The 17,967-nt window shown below is 58.5% G+C and carries 19 protein-coding genes; 5 read left to right on the forward strand and 14 right to left on the reverse strand.

Features of this window, described 5'->3' with window-relative positions:
• Window positions 1-268: 268 nt before the first annotated feature.
• From FT726_RS18250 to FT726_RS18265, 4 genes are all read right to left on the reverse strand, one after another.
• On the reverse strand, window positions 269-1,384 hold the full coding sequence (locus FT726_RS18250; protein ID WP_346303179.1) for a beta-propeller fold lactonase family protein: 1,116 nt from the start codon (window positions 1,382-1,384) through the stop codon (window positions 269-271).
• 321 nt (window positions 1,385-1,705) lie between these two features.
• Window positions 1,706-2,980 (reverse strand): MFS transporter, encoded by a 1,275-nt coding sequence (locus FT726_RS18255; protein ID WP_132462505.1) that lies wholly within the window; start codon window positions 2,978-2,980, stop codon window positions 1,706-1,708.
• On the reverse strand, window positions 2,955-4,025 hold the full coding sequence (locus tag FT726_RS18260) for an amidohydrolase (RefSeq protein ID WP_282995428.1): 1,071 nt from the start codon (window positions 4,023-4,025) through the stop codon (window positions 2,955-2,957). Before FT726_RS18260 ends, FT726_RS18255 begins: the two co-directional genes overlap by 26 nt.
• A gap of 267 nt (window positions 4,026-4,292) precedes the next feature.
• On the reverse strand, window positions 4,293-4,475 hold the full coding sequence (locus FT726_RS18265) for a DUF1289 domain-containing protein (RefSeq protein WP_241797926.1): 183 nt from the start codon (window positions 4,473-4,475) through the stop codon (window positions 4,293-4,295).
• Window positions 4,476-4,596: 121 nt separating this feature from the next.
• Between FT726_RS18265 and FT726_RS18270 the strand changes: the two genes are divergently transcribed.
• The 4 genes from FT726_RS18270 to FT726_RS18285 all read left to right on the forward strand — a co-directional run bounded on the left by FT726_RS18270 (window position 4,597) and on the right by FT726_RS18285 (window position 8,035).
• A complete protein-coding gene (locus tag FT726_RS18270) occupies window positions 4,597-4,872 on the forward strand; it encodes a metal/formaldehyde-sensitive transcriptional repressor (protein ID WP_058769814.1) in 276 nt (91 codons plus the stop codon).
• A gap of 46 nt (window positions 4,873-4,918) precedes the next feature.
• A complete protein-coding gene (locus FT726_RS18275; RefSeq protein WP_132462501.1) occupies window positions 4,919-5,269 on the forward strand; it encodes a DUF3147 family protein in 351 nt (116 codons plus the stop codon).
• A 324-nt stretch (window positions 5,270-5,593) separates the two neighbouring features.
• On the forward strand, window positions 5,594-6,619 hold the full coding sequence (locus FT726_RS18280) for an NADP-dependent oxidoreductase (protein WP_264443526.1): 1,026 nt from the start codon (window positions 5,594-5,596) through the stop codon (window positions 6,617-6,619).
• A gap of 150 nt (window positions 6,620-6,769) precedes the next feature.
• Window positions 6,770-8,035 (forward strand): SfnB family sulfur acquisition oxidoreductase, encoded by a 1,266-nt coding sequence (locus FT726_RS18285; protein WP_346303180.1) that lies wholly within the window; start codon window positions 6,770-6,772, stop codon window positions 8,033-8,035.
• On the opposite strand, the gene FT726_RS18290 is transcribed toward FT726_RS18285, so the two are convergent.
• The 7 genes from FT726_RS18290 to FT726_RS18320 form a co-directional block, all read right to left on the reverse strand.
• Window positions 8,032-9,396 (reverse strand): LLM class flavin-dependent oxidoreductase, encoded by a 1,365-nt coding sequence (locus tag FT726_RS18290; protein WP_104092956.1) that lies wholly within the window; start codon window positions 9,394-9,396, stop codon window positions 8,032-8,034. The genes FT726_RS18285 and FT726_RS18290 overlap by 4 nt on opposite strands.
• A gap of 12 nt (window positions 9,397-9,408) precedes the next feature.
• Window positions 9,409-10,383, reverse strand: coding sequence for an ABC transporter permease (locus FT726_RS18295; RefSeq protein WP_021506018.1), 975 nt, complete (start codon window positions 10,381-10,383; stop codon window positions 9,409-9,411).
• Window positions 10,376-11,389 carry an ABC transporter permease gene (locus tag FT726_RS18300; RefSeq protein ID WP_058758574.1) on the reverse strand — a complete coding sequence of 338 codons (1,014 nt, stop codon included), beginning with the start codon at window positions 11,387-11,389 and terminating at the stop codon, window positions 10,376-10,378. The genes FT726_RS18295 and FT726_RS18300 overlap by 8 nt, the downstream gene beginning before the upstream one ends.
• On the reverse strand, window positions 11,386-12,909 hold the full coding sequence (locus FT726_RS18305; RefSeq protein ID WP_288422220.1) for a sugar ABC transporter ATP-binding protein: 1,524 nt from the start codon (window positions 12,907-12,909) through the stop codon (window positions 11,386-11,388). Before FT726_RS18305 ends, FT726_RS18300 begins: the two co-directional genes overlap by 4 nt.
• Window positions 12,899-13,885 (reverse strand): sugar ABC transporter substrate-binding protein, encoded by a 987-nt coding sequence (locus FT726_RS18310; RefSeq protein ID WP_058774665.1) that lies wholly within the window; start codon window positions 13,883-13,885, stop codon window positions 12,899-12,901. The genes FT726_RS18305 and FT726_RS18310 overlap by 11 nt, the downstream gene beginning before the upstream one ends.
• 265 nt (window positions 13,886-14,150) lie before the next feature.
• A complete protein-coding gene (gene rluF / locus FT726_RS18315; protein WP_021506014.1) occupies window positions 14,151-15,032 on the reverse strand; it encodes a 23S rRNA pseudouridine(2604) synthase RluF in 882 nt (293 codons plus the stop codon).
• A 57-nt stretch (window positions 15,033-15,089) separates the two neighbouring features.
• A complete protein-coding gene (locus FT726_RS18320) occupies window positions 15,090-15,467 on the reverse strand; it encodes a hypothetical protein (RefSeq protein ID WP_346303181.1) in 378 nt (125 codons plus the stop codon).
• A 27-nt stretch (window positions 15,468-15,494) separates the two neighbouring features.
• Between FT726_RS18320 and FT726_RS18325 the strand changes: the two genes are divergently transcribed.
• The gene (locus FT726_RS18325) at window positions 15,495-15,929 is read left to right on the forward strand and encodes an MmcQ/YjbR family DNA-binding protein (RefSeq protein WP_315657561.1); all 435 of its coding nucleotides are present in this window, start codon (window positions 15,495-15,497) and stop codon (window positions 15,927-15,929) included.
• On the opposite strand, the gene FT726_RS18330 is transcribed toward FT726_RS18325, so the two are convergent.
• The 3 genes from FT726_RS18330 to FT726_RS18340 form a co-directional block, all read right to left on the reverse strand.
• Window positions 15,913-16,857 carry a metallophosphoesterase gene (locus FT726_RS18330; RefSeq protein WP_346303182.1) on the reverse strand — a complete coding sequence of 315 codons (945 nt, stop codon included), beginning with the start codon at window positions 16,855-16,857 and terminating at the stop codon, window positions 15,913-15,915. The genes FT726_RS18325 and FT726_RS18330 overlap by 17 nt on opposite strands.
• Window positions 16,858-16,869: 12 nt before the next feature.
• Window positions 16,870-17,688, reverse strand: a complete 819-nt coding sequence (locus tag FT726_RS18335) for a carbohydrate ABC transporter permease (protein WP_346303183.1) — start codon at window positions 17,686-17,688, stop codon at window positions 16,870-16,872.
• Window positions 17,685-17,967, reverse strand: a 283-nt coding sequence (locus FT726_RS18340) for a carbohydrate ABC transporter permease (protein WP_407075077.1), incomplete at its 5' end; no start/stop codon positions are given. The genes FT726_RS18340 and FT726_RS18335, both read right to left, overlap by 4 nt.

Below are 17,967 nucleotides of genomic sequence, written 5' to 3' on the forward strand. Positions count from 1 at the left end.
CGCTCATCCCGATAACTACGACAAATTGTTTCGTAATCGAAAACGGTGTTCATACGCGCCTGACATGAGGCTCAGAATGCTTTAAGGAAACTAATCGAACGCAGCGATCGGCGGGTCGCCGGCGGGATATCTGCGCTGTCACTGCCGCAGAAAGCAGCAATCTGCCTTCAGCGGCAGAAATGTGTCGCAGATCACACTTTACTGCCAGACGATGCTATCCATAAAATAATTTCGCGCAATAAGGCGCAGTTTCCTGCGCCCGATCATTTTAATAGCTGACGATGGTCACCCAGTTCGCATCCCGGCCGGCTGGCGCCTCGCCGACCCGCTGCAACACTCCGCTGCGCGCCTCAATCGCGTAGCTGCCAATAACCGCACTCTTCTCACCGCTCACCACCAGCCAGCGGCTATCGGGGCTGATCGCCATGCCGCGCGGCTGTTTCTCCACCGGCCAGCTGCCGATCAGCGTCAGTTTGCCATCCTGCTGGTTAACACGGTAACCGCTAACGGTACTGCTGGTGCGTTCGCTGACATACAGAAAACGCCCGTCCGGCGTCAGCTGGATATCCGCTGACCAGATGCGCGGCGTGCTGTCGCTGTAACCCGGCGGCCGTTCACGGCCATGTTGCAGATGATACTGTGCCGCTACCGCGTTGGGCGTTTCCGCCACTTTCACCAGCTCGCCGCTGGTTTCGCGCCGGAACTGGGTAATGATGCCACCCATTTCACCAATGTTGTACAGATAGCGATTATCCGGCGATAACACTGAGTGGCGCGGACCGTTATCGGCGGCGGTTGCTACCTCCCCCTTGCCAAGGGTGCTCAACGTGCCGTCTTCGCCCAGCCTGAGCTGCAGCACGCGATCGGTGCCAAGATTACCCACATAAGCGTGACGACCGCTGGCATCGACAATCACTGAATGCGCCGCATGACCAGTTTTATAGCTGCCGACCGGCGGCGTAGCGATGGTGCCGCTGGCCGTCAGGCGGTAAACCTGTACCACATCGCCGTCATAAGAGGACCCCAGCAGAAAGCGTCCCTGACGGTCAGTGCTGATGTAGGGGTAACTGGCCGCAGCTGGCACGGTGTGCCGGTTGTTCAGCTCGCCGCTCTGCGGGTCAATCTGCCAGCTCGCCAGCTGCAGCGGTTTACTGCGAATCGCCGCGTACAGCGTTTTGTGATCCGCACTGAGCGCCATCGGCATCACTTTGCCCCCGGCCTGAGTGTGGACAAGCAGCTGCAAAGCGCCGCTGCGCGCGTCCAGCGTATAGCGCGCGATGGTGCCGTCGTCGGCGGCGGATACGTAAACAAAGGTCTGCGCCAGCAGTGGCGCGCTCACCGTCATTGCCGCCAGCAGCGTAACGGTGCGCAGGCTGTTTATCATGGTGTTCTCCTTGATGAGGGGTAATCAGACCCGGTTATACGCAGTAAAGCACGCGCCTGTTATGTGAGATTGCCCGACGTCACCTGGGCACTTCTCCAGCAAGCCAGGCTAATCAGGCAATTAGCGCACCGGCGAACCTGATGTTTTATCCGGGTTTGTGCGCGGGCTCACCTGACGTGACCGCGATGTGGTGCAGGATTTTGCGGTGATGATTCTGGCTGCGGTGGGTATACCACACAACTGGCTGAACACCTGACAGCGCGTCAGGTGTTCAGCCGTGTCACAGGCTTTAGCCTGCCGATCGCGCGACAGGCGCACAGCTTACTGCAACTTCACGCCTTTGGTTTCTGGTGCTAACCAGACCACCACCATCGCGGCAAGAAAGGCGATCACCGTGGTGGCCAGCCCGGCAGTGAATCCTCCAACGCTGGCCACAAAACCAATCAGTAGCGGCGCGATAAAGCCGCCCAGGCGCCCGCCGTTATACGCCAGCCCCATTAAAAAGCCGCGTGACTGCGTGTCGCCAATGATCTCGGCGAGGAAAGGACCGGAGCCGGCAAAAATACCGTTTACGCCAAAACCTGCCATAAAGATCGCGACCATCAGAATCAGCGGCTGAGTGGTCGCCAGATACATGCCGACCGCCACCGCACCAATAAACAGGTAGAGCAGAAACATCGGCCTGCGCCCCCACTTATCGGCCAGCAGTGAGAACACCAGGAAGCCAGCAATGGCACCGGTTTGCAGTGCCAGCACAAATTTCAGGCTGTGAAGAAAATCGAGATGCTTAACTTCACGAAGATAGGTTGGCGTCCAGGTGAATACGCCCCAGAACAGGTACTGAATGAAAAAGATAAAGGTAAATGCCAGCAGCAATCCTTTAAGATTGATTTTGCCGGTACCTGCTGTTTTGCTCTGGCGGTGAGCGCGTTCCTGCTGGCGCGCCAGCCAGACAGGTGATTCAGGCGTGATATAAGCAATGACCATCATGATAAACACCGGCAGTGCGCCAATCATGAAAAGGTAGCGCCAGCCGCCGTTTTCCAGCCCGCCGGTCAGGGCCGTCACCAGCGCCGTCAGGCCAATCGCCAGAATCGCCCCCACCGGTAACCCCATCTGCATCAGCGCGCCACCGCGTGCACGACGTTCCGGACGCCATGTTTCGGCGATCAGTGCCGCTCCTGACGTCCACATGCCGCCCATACCCAGCGCACCGCAGAATCGCAGCGCAGCAAACGCCTGAGGATTGTGGGAGAACGCCAGCAGTCCAGAGAAAAGTGAATAGATGGCGATACAGATAAAGGCGGTTCTGACGCGTCCGATCTTATCGGCAACCAGCCCAAACAGAATGCCACCAATAATCTGCCCGCCTGCTGTGGTGCTGATAAACACGCCAAGTTCCGTTTTGCTGACATCAAATACCACGCCCAGTACCGGTAGTAACAGCGAGAGCAAAAACGAGTCATAGCTTTCAAACGTCCACCCTAACCCGCCCAGCGCCAGCGTCCTTTTTTCTGCCGATGTATACGAGATCGCTGCAGCGGACTCATCCTGCGCCAGGGGAGGCGCTTCATGCAGTCTTGATTTGATATTCATCCATATTCTCCAGGGAGGATAAGCGATAGCATGCAGCCGCGGTGCGCCAGAACAGCTGTTCTCTTTCGGTCGGCGAAGCGTGCTCAGCCAGCCTTTTACAGGCATTCCAGAATACGCCGTAGCTGAACATCCCTTTGTCGACAGGGAAGTTGCTGGCAAACATACAGCGCCCGACGCCAAACGCGTCAACCAGGGTTTCAAACTGCGGCCGCCAGGCCTGCGAAAGCGTCAGGGAGTCCGGTGGCGTGGCGTGCTGAGCGAAGGAGTAGCCCATGACGGTCATGCCGAAACCGCTGATTTTGATGCTCACGTTTGGCAACGTCGCCAGCGCAATGATGGCCTTTTTCCATTCCTGGAAGGTTGCATCCCGTTTGCCGGCATACGGTCCGCTGCCGATCGGCCCGCCGCAATGGTCCACAATAATGTGCAGTTCGGGTAGCGCCCGTGCCAGCTCAGCGATTTCATCGAGTTGGGTGTGATAAACCCAGACATCCAGCGACAGTCCTTTACGGGCCAGGCATGCGGCACCGCGCCGGAATGCGGCACTGGCCGCCAGACCGGCGGGCGGCGTCGCGGGACTGGATACCACGCGTGGGTCATCGTGCCAGGCCAGCGGATTACGCATCCCGCGTAATCGTCCGCCTGAACGTTCCGTCATGCTTTCAATCACCGGCAGCAGGTCATCGCCAGCCAGCAGGCTGGCACCGCCGACAATCGCTTCACAGCCTGCCGCCGCGCCGTAATGGCCGCTGTCAAACATTGCCGCGACGCCGCTGGCAAACTCCACCTCACCGACGGGTTTGAAGGCCTCCGGTCCGTTACGGCGCAGCATTGAACGGCATTGAATGTAGACGGTGGAGAGTATCCGGTGGCCGGACGTTTCGATATCGTGGCTGAATTCAGGCGCCAGATAACGCCCTGACTGGCGGTCCCATAAGTGATGATGCGCATCGACCATCGGCAGGTCGGGCATCAAAGCGGGTTCATGATGCAGTGCCAGCCAGTGCTCTCTGACTGGCAGATGCGGTGCGTTAACAATCTCCATAGTATCCCCTCTTAACTGCCTGATTTAAATCAGGTCTGAAACGCTGCTGGCGTGCCTCATCGGTGAAGCAATGAGTTGCACCAGATAAAACACAGTTTTACATAGTAAATTGACTATAGATTCACCGCATAACCGATAGCCAGCAAAAAGGGGATGTTAATGATGTAAGTAAGATGTTAATCACAAATGTCCTGCTACACCCTCAGGTTTCATTCCCCGGCAGCAGCGTCACCCTCAATGTGTGTCGCCTCGACCTGACGAACAAGACTAAGCTTCTCGGGTTTTAAGCACTTTCAGGCGCGCCGGAAGCGCCCGCTCTGTCGCTTTGCGATGGTAAGGCGAAAGCTTGCGCCAGCTTTGGGTTTCCCCACGGGTGCGTCCGCATCCTTCGCACCAGCCGGTTTTCGTATCAAACACACAGAGATCGATGCACGGCGATTTTGCGGCCATATCCAGCCTCCTGGGATTTGGATGTCGATGTCGGGGTAATCAGTTGCAGGCGGCCCGAAAGCGCCGTAAAGTGAGTTATATACTATACCCCAGTATAGAACATGATCAACCGGAGGCAGTAATGGCCCATACCCTGAGAAATCAGAAAAGCTTGCTCACCCGCATTCGACGTATAAAAGGTCAGGCGGCGTCGCTGGAAACCGCCGTCGAATCGGGTGAAGAGTGCCTCAAGGTACTGCAGCAGGTCGCGGCAGTGCGCGGCGCTATTAATGGCCTGATGAGCGAATTGCTTGAGGGCCATATACGCGAACATCTGATGAACGCAGAGGCTACGCCGCAGGCGCGAAGTGAGGATCTGGAAGAGATCGTGGCGGTCATTCGTTCTTACCTGAAATAGAACCTCAGGCACGCAGCCGGCTTAATGATAATTATCGGGAATAACGATGCTCTGGCTAATCTCAAAATACGCGTTAACCGCCTTTATGGTGGTACTGATCTCAGAAGCAGCGAAACGCAGCGATCGTCTGGGCGGCCTGCTCGCCGCTTTACCGCTGGTCACCTTGCTGGTGCTTATCTGGATGAAAATAGAAGGACAAACGCAGGAAAAGATTGCTGCTCACGCATGGTATACGTTCTGGTATGTGGTGCCGACACTGCCGATGTTTATCCTGTTTCCGTTTTTTTACCAGCGCGTCGGCTTCTGGCTCACGCTACTGCTCTCCTGCGTGATTACCGTGGTGCTGTTCGCCCTCTGGGCGCTGTTGCTGAAGCGGTTTGGTATCATTCTGATGTAAACGCAAGCCGCATCAATTCCTGCGGGTTTAGGCTGGCTCATCTGCTCTGTTCATCTTGACCTTTCATTTCGATTAACCTCGCCCTGTCCTGCGTCCCGGGACACAGGACAGGGCGGTTTCCTTTCAGGAAGGAAAGCAAGAAAAACTTTGCACTGCTTGACCCACGGCTACCAGCAAAAGAGCGGGCATGGCGACCCGCAGAAACCGCTCAGAAGAAAGTCTCTTATGGCGCGATAGCACATCCGGCCCCGCATCAATCACCCATTCTCTGCCCAATCATTGGCTACACTTGCTGTTTTACCCGCGCAGAAACAAGGAAATGCTATGACTCAACACGCTTCACTCAATCACGCCTGGCTGCTGGCGTCACGCCCGGACGGCGAGCCGGTGAAAGAGAACTTCCGCTTTGTCGAACAACCGCTGCCGCAGGTGCAGGCGGGACAGATGCTGCTGCGCACCCACTATCTGTCGCTCGACCCGTATATGCGTGGCCGCATGGATGACAGCAAATCCTACGCGCCGCCGGCGCAACTCGACCAGCCGATGGTCGGCGGCACCGTATGCCAGGTGGCGGAATCGCAGCATCCGGACTTCAGCGCCGGCGACTGGGTGCTGGCGGCCAGCGGCTGGCAGAACTATGCCCTGTCCGATGGCACTGGCGTGACTAAAATCGGTCATCTACCCCATCCGTCCTGGGCGCTGGGTATTCTGGGTATGCCGGGCTTTACCGCCTACATGGGCCTGATGGATATCGGTCAGCCCAAAGCCGGTGAAACGCTGGTTGTCGCCGCCGCCACCGGACCGGTGGGTGCCACGGTCGGTCAGCTCGGTAAGCTGAATGGCTGCCGCGTCGTCGGCGTGGCCGGCGGTGAGGAGAAGTGCCGCTACGCGATTGACACCCTCGGTTTTTCCGCCTGTATCGATCATCATCGTGACGATTTCGCAGAACAGCTGGCGGCCGCCTGCCCGGACGGTATCGACATCTATTTTGAAAACGTCGGCGGCAAAGTATTCGATGCCGTCTTCCCGCTGCTCAACACCGCCGCGCGCGTGCCGGTGTGTGGCCTGGTGTCGGGCTACAGCAGTCGCGAACTGCCACCCGGCCCCGATCGCACGCCGCTGATCATGGGCGGGATTCTGAAACGCCGCATCCGTATGCAGGGCTTCATCATCTTCCAGGATTATGGCGATCGCTATCCGGAATTCCTGCAGGCGATGACGCCGCTGGTCGAGCAACAAAAAGTGTTGTACCGCGAACACATGGTAGAAGGGCTGGAGCATGCGCCGCAGGCGTTTATTGACATGCTGAAAGGCAAAAACTTCGGCAAAACCGTGGTGAAAGTGGCGTAGCCAGCGGTTCTCTCCCCGACTGTAAATCCGGCCTTAGTGCGCGAGCACTAAGGCTTTTTTGCGCTTTGCTTAACCGCTATTGAGATATAAGCCCTCCGCGTGCGCATGCGATGATGCCCTCCTCTATCCTCTTCTACCGGAGAAGTCATTATGTCGCTGACCTTAGCCGACTCCGCGGCGCTGCCGCGTAAAGTCAATACGCAACAGACGGAAGCACCGGTGCCATTACCGGCTGGCGCCGCGCATATCATTCGCGACGATGCGGAAGCTATCGCCGTAGCCCATCAGTTGGCGGTCAGCTTCGCGCGCGAGGCGGCACTGCGCGATCGTGAGGGCATTCTGCCCCTCAAAGAGCTGGATGCGTTCTCGCAAAGCGGCCTGTGGGTAATGGCCATCCCCAAAGCCTGGGGCGGAGCGGGCGTGTCGTGGACCACCGTGGCCAGGGTGATCGCCATCATTTCAGCTGCCGATCCGGCGCTCGGTCAGCTGCCGCAAAACCATCTGGCCGGTGTGGCCCATCTGCTGGAAGACGGTAGCGAAGCACAAAAACAGGTACTGCTGAGCGAGGTACTGGCCGGGCTGCGCTGGGGTAACGCCTTCTCGGAGAAGCATGGCCGCACGGTCGCCGATTTTCAGACGCGCTTTCGGCGTGACGGTGATGAGGTGGTGATTAACGGGGAAAAATTTTATGCCACTGGCGCGCTGCTGGCGCATCGAATCCATGCCGTGGCGCTGGACGAGCAGGACCGGGCGCATCTGATTGTGCTCGATCGCGACACGCCGGGCATCAGCGTCATTAATAACTGGTCGGCCTTTGGTCAGCGCACGACGGCCTCCGGTACCGTACTGCTGGAGAATGTCCGCGCCCCGCTGTCGCGCGTTATTCCAACCTGGCAGGCGTTTGAGCGGCCAACCGCTGCCGGGCCGATTTCACAGATCATTCAGGCGGCGGTGGATGTCGGTATTGCGCGCGGTACCATTGAAGACACCCTGCAATTTGTTCGCGAACGCTCGCGGCCGTGGATTGACAGTGGCCAGGCGCGCGCTGCCGATGACCACTTCACGCTGGCGGCAGTCGGTGATTTGAAAATCCGCCTGCACGCTGCCGAAGCGCTGCTGTGGCAGGCCGGTGCAGCGATTGACGCCGCGCTGACGCAGCCCGATGAGACCAGCGTGGCACGCGCGACCGTGGCCACCGCCGAGGCCAAAGTGCTGACGACGGAGATCGCTCTGCTTGCCGGTAACAAACTGTTTGAGCTGGCTGGCACCCGCGCCACGCTGCAGGAGTTTAATCTGGACCGCCACTGGCGCAACGCGCGCACCCATACGCTGCACGATCCGGTGCGCTGGAAGTATTACCACGTGGGTAATTATTATCTCAACGGCACGCCGCCGCCGCGCCATGCGTGGAGCTAAGGGCGGCGGAAGCGCGTTGCCGGATGGTCAGCTGCCAGGCGCGGCTGACCCGTGAGACGTTCACGCAAGGTTAACGGCTGTGCTGGCTGAGGACGCACCCGCCCGCGCTGGCGCAGCACCGGCATGACCCAGGCAATGAAATCGTTGAAGCTGCCCGGGCTAATAGCCCAGCCCAGATTAAAGCCGTCCACGCCCGATTCTGCCGCAAACTGATCCAGCCGATCGGCAATGGTTTCGCCGCCGCCCACCAGCAACGGATGCAGACCACCGATACCGATGTAGCGGGCTGCCTCACGCAGCGTCCAGCGTTTTTGATCGTCAATTCGCGTCAGGCTGGCCAGCGCCGAACGGCAGGCGTCGGTTTCGCGAAAGGCCAGCGGCATGTCCGGATCCTCCTGCGACCAGTCGATACCGGTCCACGCCGAGAAGAGCGCCAGCGCAGCCTCTTCACTGATGTATTGCTGATAATCCTCAAGTTTGGCCCGGGCGGCGGCATCATCTTCGGCCGTGATCACCGTGATGGCTGTGACAAAACGCAGCGACGCCGGATCGCGCCCTTCTGCCACGGCCAGCTGACGAATGCGCTGAATATCGCTGGCAATCGCCTGCGCGGTGACACCACCGAGGAAAATGACTTCTGCGTTACGGGCAGCAAACTGCGCACCGCGTGCCGAAGTGCCAGCCTGAAACAGCACCGGGGTGCGCTGTGGGCTGGGCTCACTGAGATGTGCATCCGGCACCTGATACCAGCGACCATAATGCTGAATAGCGTGCACTTTTTGCGGATCGCTATACAGGCTGTTGGCTTTATCGCGGCTAACCGCATCTTCCTCCCATGAGCCTTCCCACAGCTTCGCGGTCACATCCAGAAACTCCTGTGCGCGATCGTAACGCTCATCATGCGGCAGCTGCCGGGTCAAACCCAGATTGCGCGCCGCGGAATCAAGCATGGAAGTCACCACGTTCCAGGCGATACGCCCGCGGGTGAGATGATCAAGCGTCGTGAACTTGCGCGCCAGCAAATAAGGATGTTCGTAGGTGGCAGAGACCGTAATACCGAAACCGAGGTGCTGCGTGACGGCTGCCATGGCTGAGACCAGCAGCAGCGGATCGTTCACCGGCATCTGAGCGGCCAGGCGCAACGCCGCGTCCGGCTTGCCCTGCCATACATCCAGTTGTCCCAGCGCATCAGCAATAAACAGCGCATCAAAACCTGCGGTATCAAGCTGCCGCGCGAGGGTCGTCCAGTAATCCAGCTCGGTATAGCGATGCGCCTGATCCTGGGGATGTCGCCACAATCCGGCAGAGAGATGACCAGGGACATTCATCATGAACGCAAACAGCAAAAACGGTGAAGGCATCCGTTACCCTCCTCAGACAGGGCGACGCGCACGCAGCGCACCCACGGCCAGTACCACAAAGATCAGTGCGCCGGTTGCCACCTGCTGCCAGTAAAAGTTCCAGCCGACCAGCAACAGTCCGTTGGCGATGAAACTCAGCAGCACGACCCCCAGCAGCGTACCCGGCACATTCGGGCGGCGCGAAGGCGCGAAGGTCGCGCCAATAAAGCTGGCACCGATGGCATTCAGCAGATAGGCATTGCCCGATAACGGTACCCAGGCTTTGACATTGGCGGCGAGAATTAACCCGACGATACCGGCGACCAGTGCACTGAATATGAATGCCAGCGCGGTGAGACGTTTGACCGCCACGCCAGAATGATGCGCTACGCTGAGCTGTTCACCCATCATGCGCAGTGCGCGACCGCTGGCGCTGCGGTGCAACAGTTGATACAGCACCAGCACCACGCCCAGCAACAGCCAGAGCGGTAGTGGAACGCCAAGTAGCGTGCCGTGACCAATAGCGGTAAAACCCGCCGGCAGCGTCTGGCTTAGCAGATAGACCGGCTGCCCACCGTTGGACGACAGTTGCTGTACGCTCTGACCAATAAACAGCGTGCCAAGCGTGGCGAGAAACGGCTCAACGCCGAGTTGTGTCACCAGAAAAGCGTTGAACACGCCTACCAGCAGTGCCGCCGTCAGCGCACCCAACAGCGCCAGCGGCAGCGCGACCTGATGCAGTACCAGCGTCACCAGCACCAGGCAGGCGACATCAATCGCCGTACCGACGGACAGATCGATCGCGCCGATACGCGTGACCAGCGTCATGGCCAGCGCCACAATCGCCAGCGGTGCGACATTATTCAGCAGCACGCTACGAATGTTGGCGACAGTGGCAAACGCGGGCGCGGCGATGATGAAAAACAGCAGCAGCGCAACAAAGGTCAGCACCATCAGGCTGCGCAACAGCCCCGGCACTTTTTTACCGCTCAGGCTCAGTTCAGACATGAGATGCCCTCCCCGCCTGACGGCGCCGCAGTAGCGCGGTCAGCGCCACAACCAGCAGGATGAGCACACCCTCGACGCCGTTAATCCAGTAACTTGAGACGTTAACCAACTGAAAGCCGTTGGCTATCAGACTCAGAAACAGCGCGCTGATCAGTGCACCGCCCAGGGTCGGCACCAGGCGACGCGAAAACACCACGCCGAGCAGCGCGGCGGCAATCACCATCAGCAGATTGTCGTTAGCGCCCGGCGAACTGCCGCTGAGCAGCGCCACCGAGGCAATGGCTGCCAGTGCAGCGCTGAAGCCGCACAGCACATAACTCAGACTTTGATAGCGCGCCACGCTAATGCCCGCCGCGTTGGCGGCCTGCGGATGGCTACCCACCGCCTGCAGGCGCAGGCCAAACGCGGTGAAACGACTGAGCCCGAGTGCACTCAACGCCAGCAGCAGAAATCCCCAGCCGAGCCAGGAAACGCCCAGCGGTCCGCTGGCTATCAGCAGGTTTTGCAGCGCGCTGCTGGCGGAAATCGACGCGTTTCCGCTCAGTACCATCTCCAGTCCCATGGCGATGTTCATGCTGGTCAGCGTCGCCAGCAGGGGCAAAATACCAAGCCAGACAATCGCCAGGGCATTGAATATCCCCACGGCGATGCCGGTGAGCAGCGTGAGCAGCAGCGCATAAGTGACAGAGTGTTGCTCAGCAATCTGCGCCGCGAATACCGCGGCACACAACCCCATATTAGCGGCAATGGATAAATCAATGCCGCCGCTAATCCCCTGAACACCGCCACCGCTTAGCACCAGCGTCAGACCCAGCGCCAGCGTTCCCACCACCGCCGTTTGCTGCAATACGTTACCGAGGTTGATCACGCTGAGGAAAATAGGCGACAGCCAGGCAAATACCGCCAGCACCAGTACAATAATCAGCAGCGCGACGTGCTGCAGCCACGGCTGCCCCTGCGGTTTGCCTGCCGCCGTCACCACCGCCGGTTGGCTCAGTTCACTCATAGGATTTGCTCCGTCAATGCGCCCGTGCCGGAAGCCAGGGACAGAATCTCCTGGTGACTGGTGTGCCGGGCGGACAGCGTGGCGACCTGCTCGCCGCGCGCCAGCACAATAATGCGGTCGGCGAGCGTTTGCAGTTCCAGCAGATCGGTGGAAAACAGGATAATCACCGCCCCGGCGGCCGCCAGCTGCTGCAGGGTTTGATAAATGGCGGCCTTGGCGGCAATGTCGACGCCAACCGTGGGCTCATCCAGCAGATAGAGCGTGGCGTGGGTGTTGAGCCATTTCGCCAGCACCGCTTTTTGCTGATTTCCGCCGGATAGCTGACGCAGCGGTGCCAGCTGGCCCGGTGTGCGGATCGCCAGCTGGCGGATGTTGTCCGCCACCAGCGCGGTCTCGGCGGTTGCGGAGACGCCGCCCCAGCGCAGCAGGCGCTGCACGGTCGTCAGGGTGATGTTGTCGCGCAGGCTCACATTGAGCGCGATGCCGTTGGCGCGGCGATCTTCCGGCACCAGCGCGATGCCACGTTTCACCGCGGCATGTGGCGAAGCCGGTACGCCGTGCGTCTCACCTACGCGCAGCGTCCCGCTCACGCCACGTTCCAGACCAAACAGTGCGCTGATTAACGCCTTCCCTCCGGAGCCCAGCAGGCCGGTAATGCCAACGATCTCGCCACGTCGTGCGCTGAAACAAACATTGTGAAAGCGACCCGGCGCGCTCAGGGCGTCTACGGTCAGCACCGGCTCGCCGTCAGGTGGCAGACCGCGCGGTGCAATCGCCTGCTGCGTCTCACCGATCATGGCATTAATCAGCGCCTGCGGAGAAAGGGCGTCGCCGGTAAAATGCGCAACGTCTTTACCATCGCGCAGCACCGTAACCCGCTGGCACAGCGCCTGGATTTCATCGAGATAGTGAGAAACGTAGATCAGTGCGATCCCCTGCTGACGCATACGTTCAATAACGCGAAACAGCGCCTGCACCTCGTGGCGCGCCAGCGCGGCGGTCGGTTCATCCAGTACCACCACGCGCGGCGCGCGCTGTAATACGCGACAGATCTGCACCAGCTGCTGTTCCGCCACACTTAACCCGGCGATCAGCGCATCGGGATCGATCTGCAGATCGAAGTGCTGTTGCAGTAGCTGCCGCGCCTGCTGACGCATACGCCGGCGATCGATAAACGGTGTGCTGCCAATCCGTGGCTCATTACCGAGCAGCAGCGCTTCCGCCACCGTCAGCGTGCCTGGCAATAGCCGCTCCTGATGAACAATGGCGATGCCCTGCTGTTGTGCCTGAGCCGGACTGGTCAACACCAGTGGCCGGCCTTCCAGCGTCACGCTGCCCTCATCGGCAGCGTGGATGCCGCCCAGCACTTTGATCAGCGTCGATTTACCGGCTCCGTTATGCCCAATCAGCCCATGCACTTCGCCGGCGTGGACATCAAGCGATACCGCCTGCAGCGCGGGAATGCCGTCAAAGGCTTTACTGATCTGGCGCAGTTGCAGTCGCACTGTCTTATTTATCATCGCTCTGGCCCAGCGTTTGCTGCGCCTGCGCCGCATTCTCTTTGGTGACCAGAATGGCCGGAACATAGGTGGCAGGCGGAAGTGAACGATCGCCGGCAAGGTATTTCGCCACATTTTGTACCGCAGTCTGTCCGATCAGATAGGGTTGCTGCGCCACCACCGCCGCCGCGCTGGATTTCGGATCTTTCACCAGCGAGACCACGTCCGGGCTGCCGTCCACGGCGTAAGTTTTGATTTCACTTCGACCGGCAGCATCAACCGCCTGAGTGGCACCAATCTGCGGTACGTCCCATGCCGCCCAGATAGCCTGTACTGACCCTTGCGGATACTTGTTAAGCAGCTGACTAATCTGCGCATAGGCATCCTGCACGGTATTGGGAATGACGTCGCGCAGTTCGGGCTGAATGATTTTAATTTTCGGATACCATTTCAGCACGGCTTTTAACTGGTCATAGCGCATCGCCACCACCGGCACGCCATAAAAACCATTAAACACCAGAATATTGCCTTCGCCGCGCAGATCATTGACCAGTTTTAATGCCAGCTGCTCGCCAATATAAAAGTTATCGGAGGTTGTGACGTTAATACTGGATGGGCTGGCGGTATCTACGGTAAATAAGGGAATGCCGGCGTCGCGAATTTTTTTCAGCCAGGGTTCCAGCACTGAGGCGGTGCCCAGCGTTTCAATAATGGCATCCGGTTTTTGTGCAATCAGCGTTTGAATTTGCGCGATCTGCTGTGACTCTTTGCGTCCGCCATCCAGCGCGATAGGCGTGCCACCCAGCCGCTTTACTTCATCAATTTGTCCCTGATAGGCTTTCAGATCCCAGTAGTGATCGGTACCGGCCACGGTAATACCGATACGTTTACCGGCCAGTGAGGGAATGGATGCGTCAGCGGCGCGAGCGTGCAGCGACAAGCCGGCGAGCAGCGATGCAGAGGCCAGTAATAGTCCGGCCAGGCGGTGTTTATGCATTGTTTATATCCCTGGAAAAGGTTCAGCTAAATAAGGTGAGTGACGCCTGCTATTCGGCGTATAGCTGAAAATTATCACAGTCACTATTTATCCCTAATGCCATTTTCTCCTTTGGATATGCAGCGGATTTGCATATTGATTGCGTGAAAAAGCATGACCGGGCGCAGATATTCTGACGCCCGGTTATAAATAATAAAAACGTGGCTGGAATGAAGGCGTGCGGCGCTAAAGATACGTGATGGTCGCGGGCGCCGCGGGTGTGATTTTAACGCCCTTTTTTCTTGCGTCCCGGCTGAGTAAAGCGCTTGCGGTTAGCGCCCTGACCCGCTTTGTCACTCTGTTTCGGTGCGCTGACGGCCGGTTTTTTCGCGGCGGGCGTCGCCGCTTTTTTCTTCGCCTGCGCCTGCTGCGTTTTTTGATCTTCTGACGACGAATCCTCAATCAGCTTAAACAGGTCGATCAGTTCATCGTCCGTCAGATCGCGCCACTCACCGAGCGGGATACCTTTCAGGCTCACGTTCATGATCCGCGTGCGCTCCAGCTTCGTCACTTCATAGCCAAAGTGTTTGGCCATGCGGCGAATCTGCCGGTTCAGTCCCTGCACCAGGATAATACGAAATACAAAGGTCGACTCCCGCTTCACTTTGCATTTTTTCGTCACTGTGCCGAGCATCGGTACGCCCGCCGCCATGCCGGCAATAAACTCATCGGTGATCGGCTTATCCACCGTGACCACGTACTCTTTTTCGTGATTGTTACCGGCGCGCAGGATTTTATTCACCAGATCGCCGTGATTGGTGAGGAAAATCAGCCCCTGCGAGTCTTTATCCAGCCGGCCAATCGGGAACACGCGCTTGCTGTGGTTAACGAAGTCACCAATGTTGTCACGCTCGCCCTCTTCCATGGTGGTGACAATGCCCACCGGCTTGTTGAGGGCGATTAATACCAGATCGTCTTCGTTGCGCGGTTCAATCAGCCGCCCGTTGACTTTGACCTCATCCCCGGCGAACACCTGCGCACCGACGCTGGCGCGTTTGCCGTTAATGAAAACGTTGCCTTGTTCGATGTAACGATCGGCGTCACGGCGCGAGCAGATTCCGCTCTCGCTGATGTATTTATTCAGGCGCGTGGATGAGTTGGGCAGCATGGTTCCTCCGAAAAAAAACGGACTATACAGCATGTGCGCGCGTTGCGTAAGACTGGGTTAAGCGTCCGGTGGCGGTTGTTCTTGGCGGTGTGATAGGGCGAAAAAGCGGTGCCGGGTGTCATAGCGATTTATGGCACATAAAAATCCCTCCTGTCGGTTAAAATAGCCCGCACGCCCCTGAGCAAACTCCGGGTATTGTGAACGCCTCTCCGTTAACCAGGCATGAAAATGTACAACGTAAATCATCTTTTCGTCAGCCGGGAAATGAATGTGAAAAAGCTGCTGGCTTACGGTTTCCGCAAGGACGGGCAGGATTACGGCTACCGCTGTGATGTGATGAATAAGCAGTTTACCCTGCAGGTAAACATCACCACCCAGGGTGACATTGCCGCCACCATTATCGATAAAGTCACAGGAGAAGATTACATTCTTCACCGTATTACTTCTGCCACCGGTGCCTTTGTGGGACAGATTCGTGAAGAACATGACGCTATCTTGCTGGATATCGCAGAAAAATGTTTCCCGCAGAAGCATTTCAAAACAGCGCAGGCCGATGCGATTGTTCAGCACCTGAAACAGCAATATCAGAGTGAGCTGGAATTCTTATGGCCGCGCTTTCCTGAAAACGCCATCTTTCGCCGCAAAGATAATCAAAAGTGGTTCGGCGCGCTGTTGACGATTCACAGCAGCAAGCTGGGCCGACCGGATGATAGCCTGATTGAAATCGTCAATATTAAAGTCTCGCCGCAGGCCATCGCTTCGCTGGTCGATGGCGAGGTTTATTTCCCGGGCTACCATATGAACAAAAAGCATTGGGTTTCCCTGTGTCTGGATGGATCAGTCCCGACGGCCGAGGTTTTGTTGCGCATTGACAACAGTTTTAACCTGGCCGGCTAGCCATCGGCGCGGCACCGTATACCTCTTCGCGGCTGATTTCGCCGCCCCATCCGCTCAGCCGCAACGTCTCGCCCGTCAGTTCCACCACCGCAAAGGGCACGCGCGACGGGCCATCCAGCATCCCCTGCAGGGTTATAAACACGGTATCCGCACGGCGGTGATAGCCGCCACGGTGATCGTGGCCGGCAAAACAGGCGCGCACGTCATAGCGGCAGAACAGCTCTGCCAGCTGCGCACCGTTGAGCAGACTGTGGCTGTAGCCCGGTGCCAGCGGATAATGGCCGAACACCACCACCTGCTGGCCGCAGGCGCGGGCCTCAACAAGCTGCGTTTCCAGCCACGCCAGCTGCGTCGCGCCGACCGCGCCATTCCACGGCTGCGCCTGCGGTTGCTGGCGCGCCTGTAAATCAGCCAGCAGTGCGGCCGCGCGCTGGCGATCGTCGCCGTTGTGTTGATTGCAGTACAGGCTGATATCGTTGCCGTCATAGACAATAAAGCGCCAGCCCGGCAGCTGAAAAGCATAGTAACTTTTTGGCAGCGGCAGCGCGTCATCGAGGTGCTGCGCGATGGTCTGGGCGTCGTGATTCCCCAGCACCACGGCATGCGGATGGAGTAGCCGATCGTAGAGCGGCAGCAGCGTGGCATAGCTGTCCCAGTGGCGATCCACCAGATCGCCGAGCGTAACGACAAAATCCAGCGGCTGCTGATTGAGCGCGGTTATTGCCTGCGGCAGCTTATGCAGCGCATGGCGATAGTAGAGATTCGCCGCGACATCCGCCTCAACGTCAGCATATTGCGGATCGGCCAGCAGCCCGAAGCGCAGCGTGCCGTCGAGCGGTGCCGCGCGTAAATCCGGTAACTGATACAGCTCAGCGACATCACCCAGCCGCTGGCGTTGCGCTGCGGTTAGCGCATGAGCATATCCCATCTCTGGCTCTCCTTAGCGAATACCGTCACGCATGAATGACTGAATAAACTGCCGCTGGAACAGCAAAAACAGCAGCAGCAACGGCAAGGTGGTCATCAGCGTTGCTGCCCCAATCAGCGCCCACTGCACGCCCTGCTCCGGCGCAGAAAACAGCTGCAGCCCGACGGTTAACGGACGCACCTGAACCGAGTCGGTGATCACCAGCGGCCAGAGAAAATCGTTCCAGTGGAAGCTGATCGAGACCAGCGCGAATGCCACATAGATTGGCTTTGCCAGCGGAATGTAGATGTGGCGCAGAATGTAAAACCGGCTGGCTCCTTCAACGGTTGCCGCCTCTTCCAGTACCAGCGGAATGCTTTTGAATGTCTGCCGCAGCAGAAAGATGGCGAACGCCGAGGCAAAGTACGGCAGCGCAATGCCGGTCAGGGTATCGCGCAGCCCAAGCGCGCTAATGGTGCGGTAATTATTCAGAATCAGCACATCCGGGCTGATCATCAGCTGCAGCAGAATCAGCGCGAAGAGGAAACCGGAAAATTTCAGGCGGAACCGCACCAGTGCATAAGCGGCCAGCGTGGCCAGCACCAGCTGGACTACCACAATCATCAGCACCAGCAGCGTGGTATTGAGGAAGTAGCGGGCAAACGGTGCCGCGTGCCAGGCATTGATGAAGTTCTCCAGCGTCAGCGGTGCCAGCAGCGAAAAGTGCCCCTGTCCGGCGGCCGGATGAATGGCAATCCACAGCGCCACCAGGATCGGCAAGCTCCACAGCAGCGCGGCCAGCCAAATCAGCAGGTTGAGTGCAAAACCGCCCGGAGAGGATGCAGCTTTCATTGATAATGGGCTCGCTTATCCAGCAGATGAAATTTGATCAACGCAATCGATCCGAGGATCACCAGCAGCACCACCGTCATGGCCGACGCGGCTGGCATGTCCCAGAAACTGAACGCGGTACGATAGATATAAAACAGCAGCAGGCTACTGCTGTTGTTCGGGCCGCCGTTGGTCATGGCAATCACCTGATCGACAATGCGGAAGGCGTTCATCGAGGCGTTGATCAGCACAAACAGCGTGGTTGGCAGCAGTAGCGGCCACTGCACGCGGCGGAAAATG

Source organism: Pantoea sp. Morm, assembly GCF_016643525.1.
Lineage (GTDB): Bacteria > Pseudomonadota > Gammaproteobacteria > Enterobacterales > Enterobacteriaceae > Pantoea > Pantoea dispersa.

Coding starts and splice junctions, on each gene's coding strand:
- FT726_RS18255 (WP_132462505.1), bottom strand. CDS start 2,980: ATGAATATCAAATCAAGACTGCATGAAGCGCCTCCCCTGGCGCAGGAT.
- rluF (WP_021506014.1), bottom strand. CDS start 15,032: ATGCTGCCCAACTCATCCACGCGCCTGAATAAATACATCAGCGAGAGC.
- FT726_RS18275 (WP_132462501.1), top strand. CDS start 4,919: ATGCTCTGGCTAATCTCAAAATACGCGTTAACCGCCTTTATGGTGGTA.
- FT726_RS18310 (WP_058774665.1), bottom strand. CDS start 13,885: ATGCATAAACACCGCCTGGCCGGACTATTACTGGCCTCTGCATCGCTG.
- FT726_RS18295 (WP_021506018.1), bottom strand. CDS start 10,383: ATGTCTGAACTGAGCCTGAGCGGTAAAAAAGTGCCGGGGCTGTTGCGC.
- FT726_RS18260 (WP_282995428.1), bottom strand. CDS start 4,025: ATGGAGATTGTTAACGCACCGCATCTGCCAGTCAGAGAGCACTGGCTG.
- FT726_RS18270 (WP_058769814.1), top strand. CDS start 4,597: ATGGCCCATACCCTGAGAAATCAGAAAAGCTTGCTCACCCGCATTCGA.
- FT726_RS18290 (WP_104092956.1), bottom strand. CDS start 9,396: ATGCCTTCACCGTTTTTGCTGTTTGCGTTCATGATGAATGTCCCTGGT.
- FT726_RS18335 (WP_346303183.1), bottom strand. CDS start 17,688: ATGAAAGCTGCATCCTCTCCGGGCGGTTTTGCACTCAACCTGCTGATT.
- FT726_RS18285 (WP_346303180.1), top strand. CDS start 6,770: ATGTCGCTGACCTTAGCCGACTCCGCGGCGCTGCCGCGTAAAGTCAAT.
- FT726_RS18300 (WP_058758574.1), bottom strand. CDS start 11,389: ATGAGTGAACTGAGCCAACCGGCGGTGGTGACGGCGGCAGGCAAACCG.
- FT726_RS18250 (WP_346303179.1), bottom strand. CDS start 1,384: ATGATAAACAGCCTGCGCACCGTTACGCTGCTGGCGGCAATGACGGTG.
- FT726_RS18280 (WP_264443526.1), top strand. CDS start 5,594: ATGACTCAACACGCTTCACTCAATCACGCCTGGCTGCTGGCGTCACGC.
- FT726_RS18330 (WP_346303182.1), bottom strand. CDS start 16,857: ATGGGATATGCTCATGCGCTAACCGCAGCGCAACGCCAGCGGCTGGGT.
- FT726_RS18305 (WP_288422220.1), bottom strand. CDS start 12,909: ATGATAAATAAGACAGTGCGACTGCAACTGCGCCAGATCAGTAAAGCC.
- FT726_RS18265 (WP_241797926.1), bottom strand. CDS start 4,475: ATGGCCGCAAAATCGCCGTGCATCGATCTCTGTGTGTTTGATACGAAA.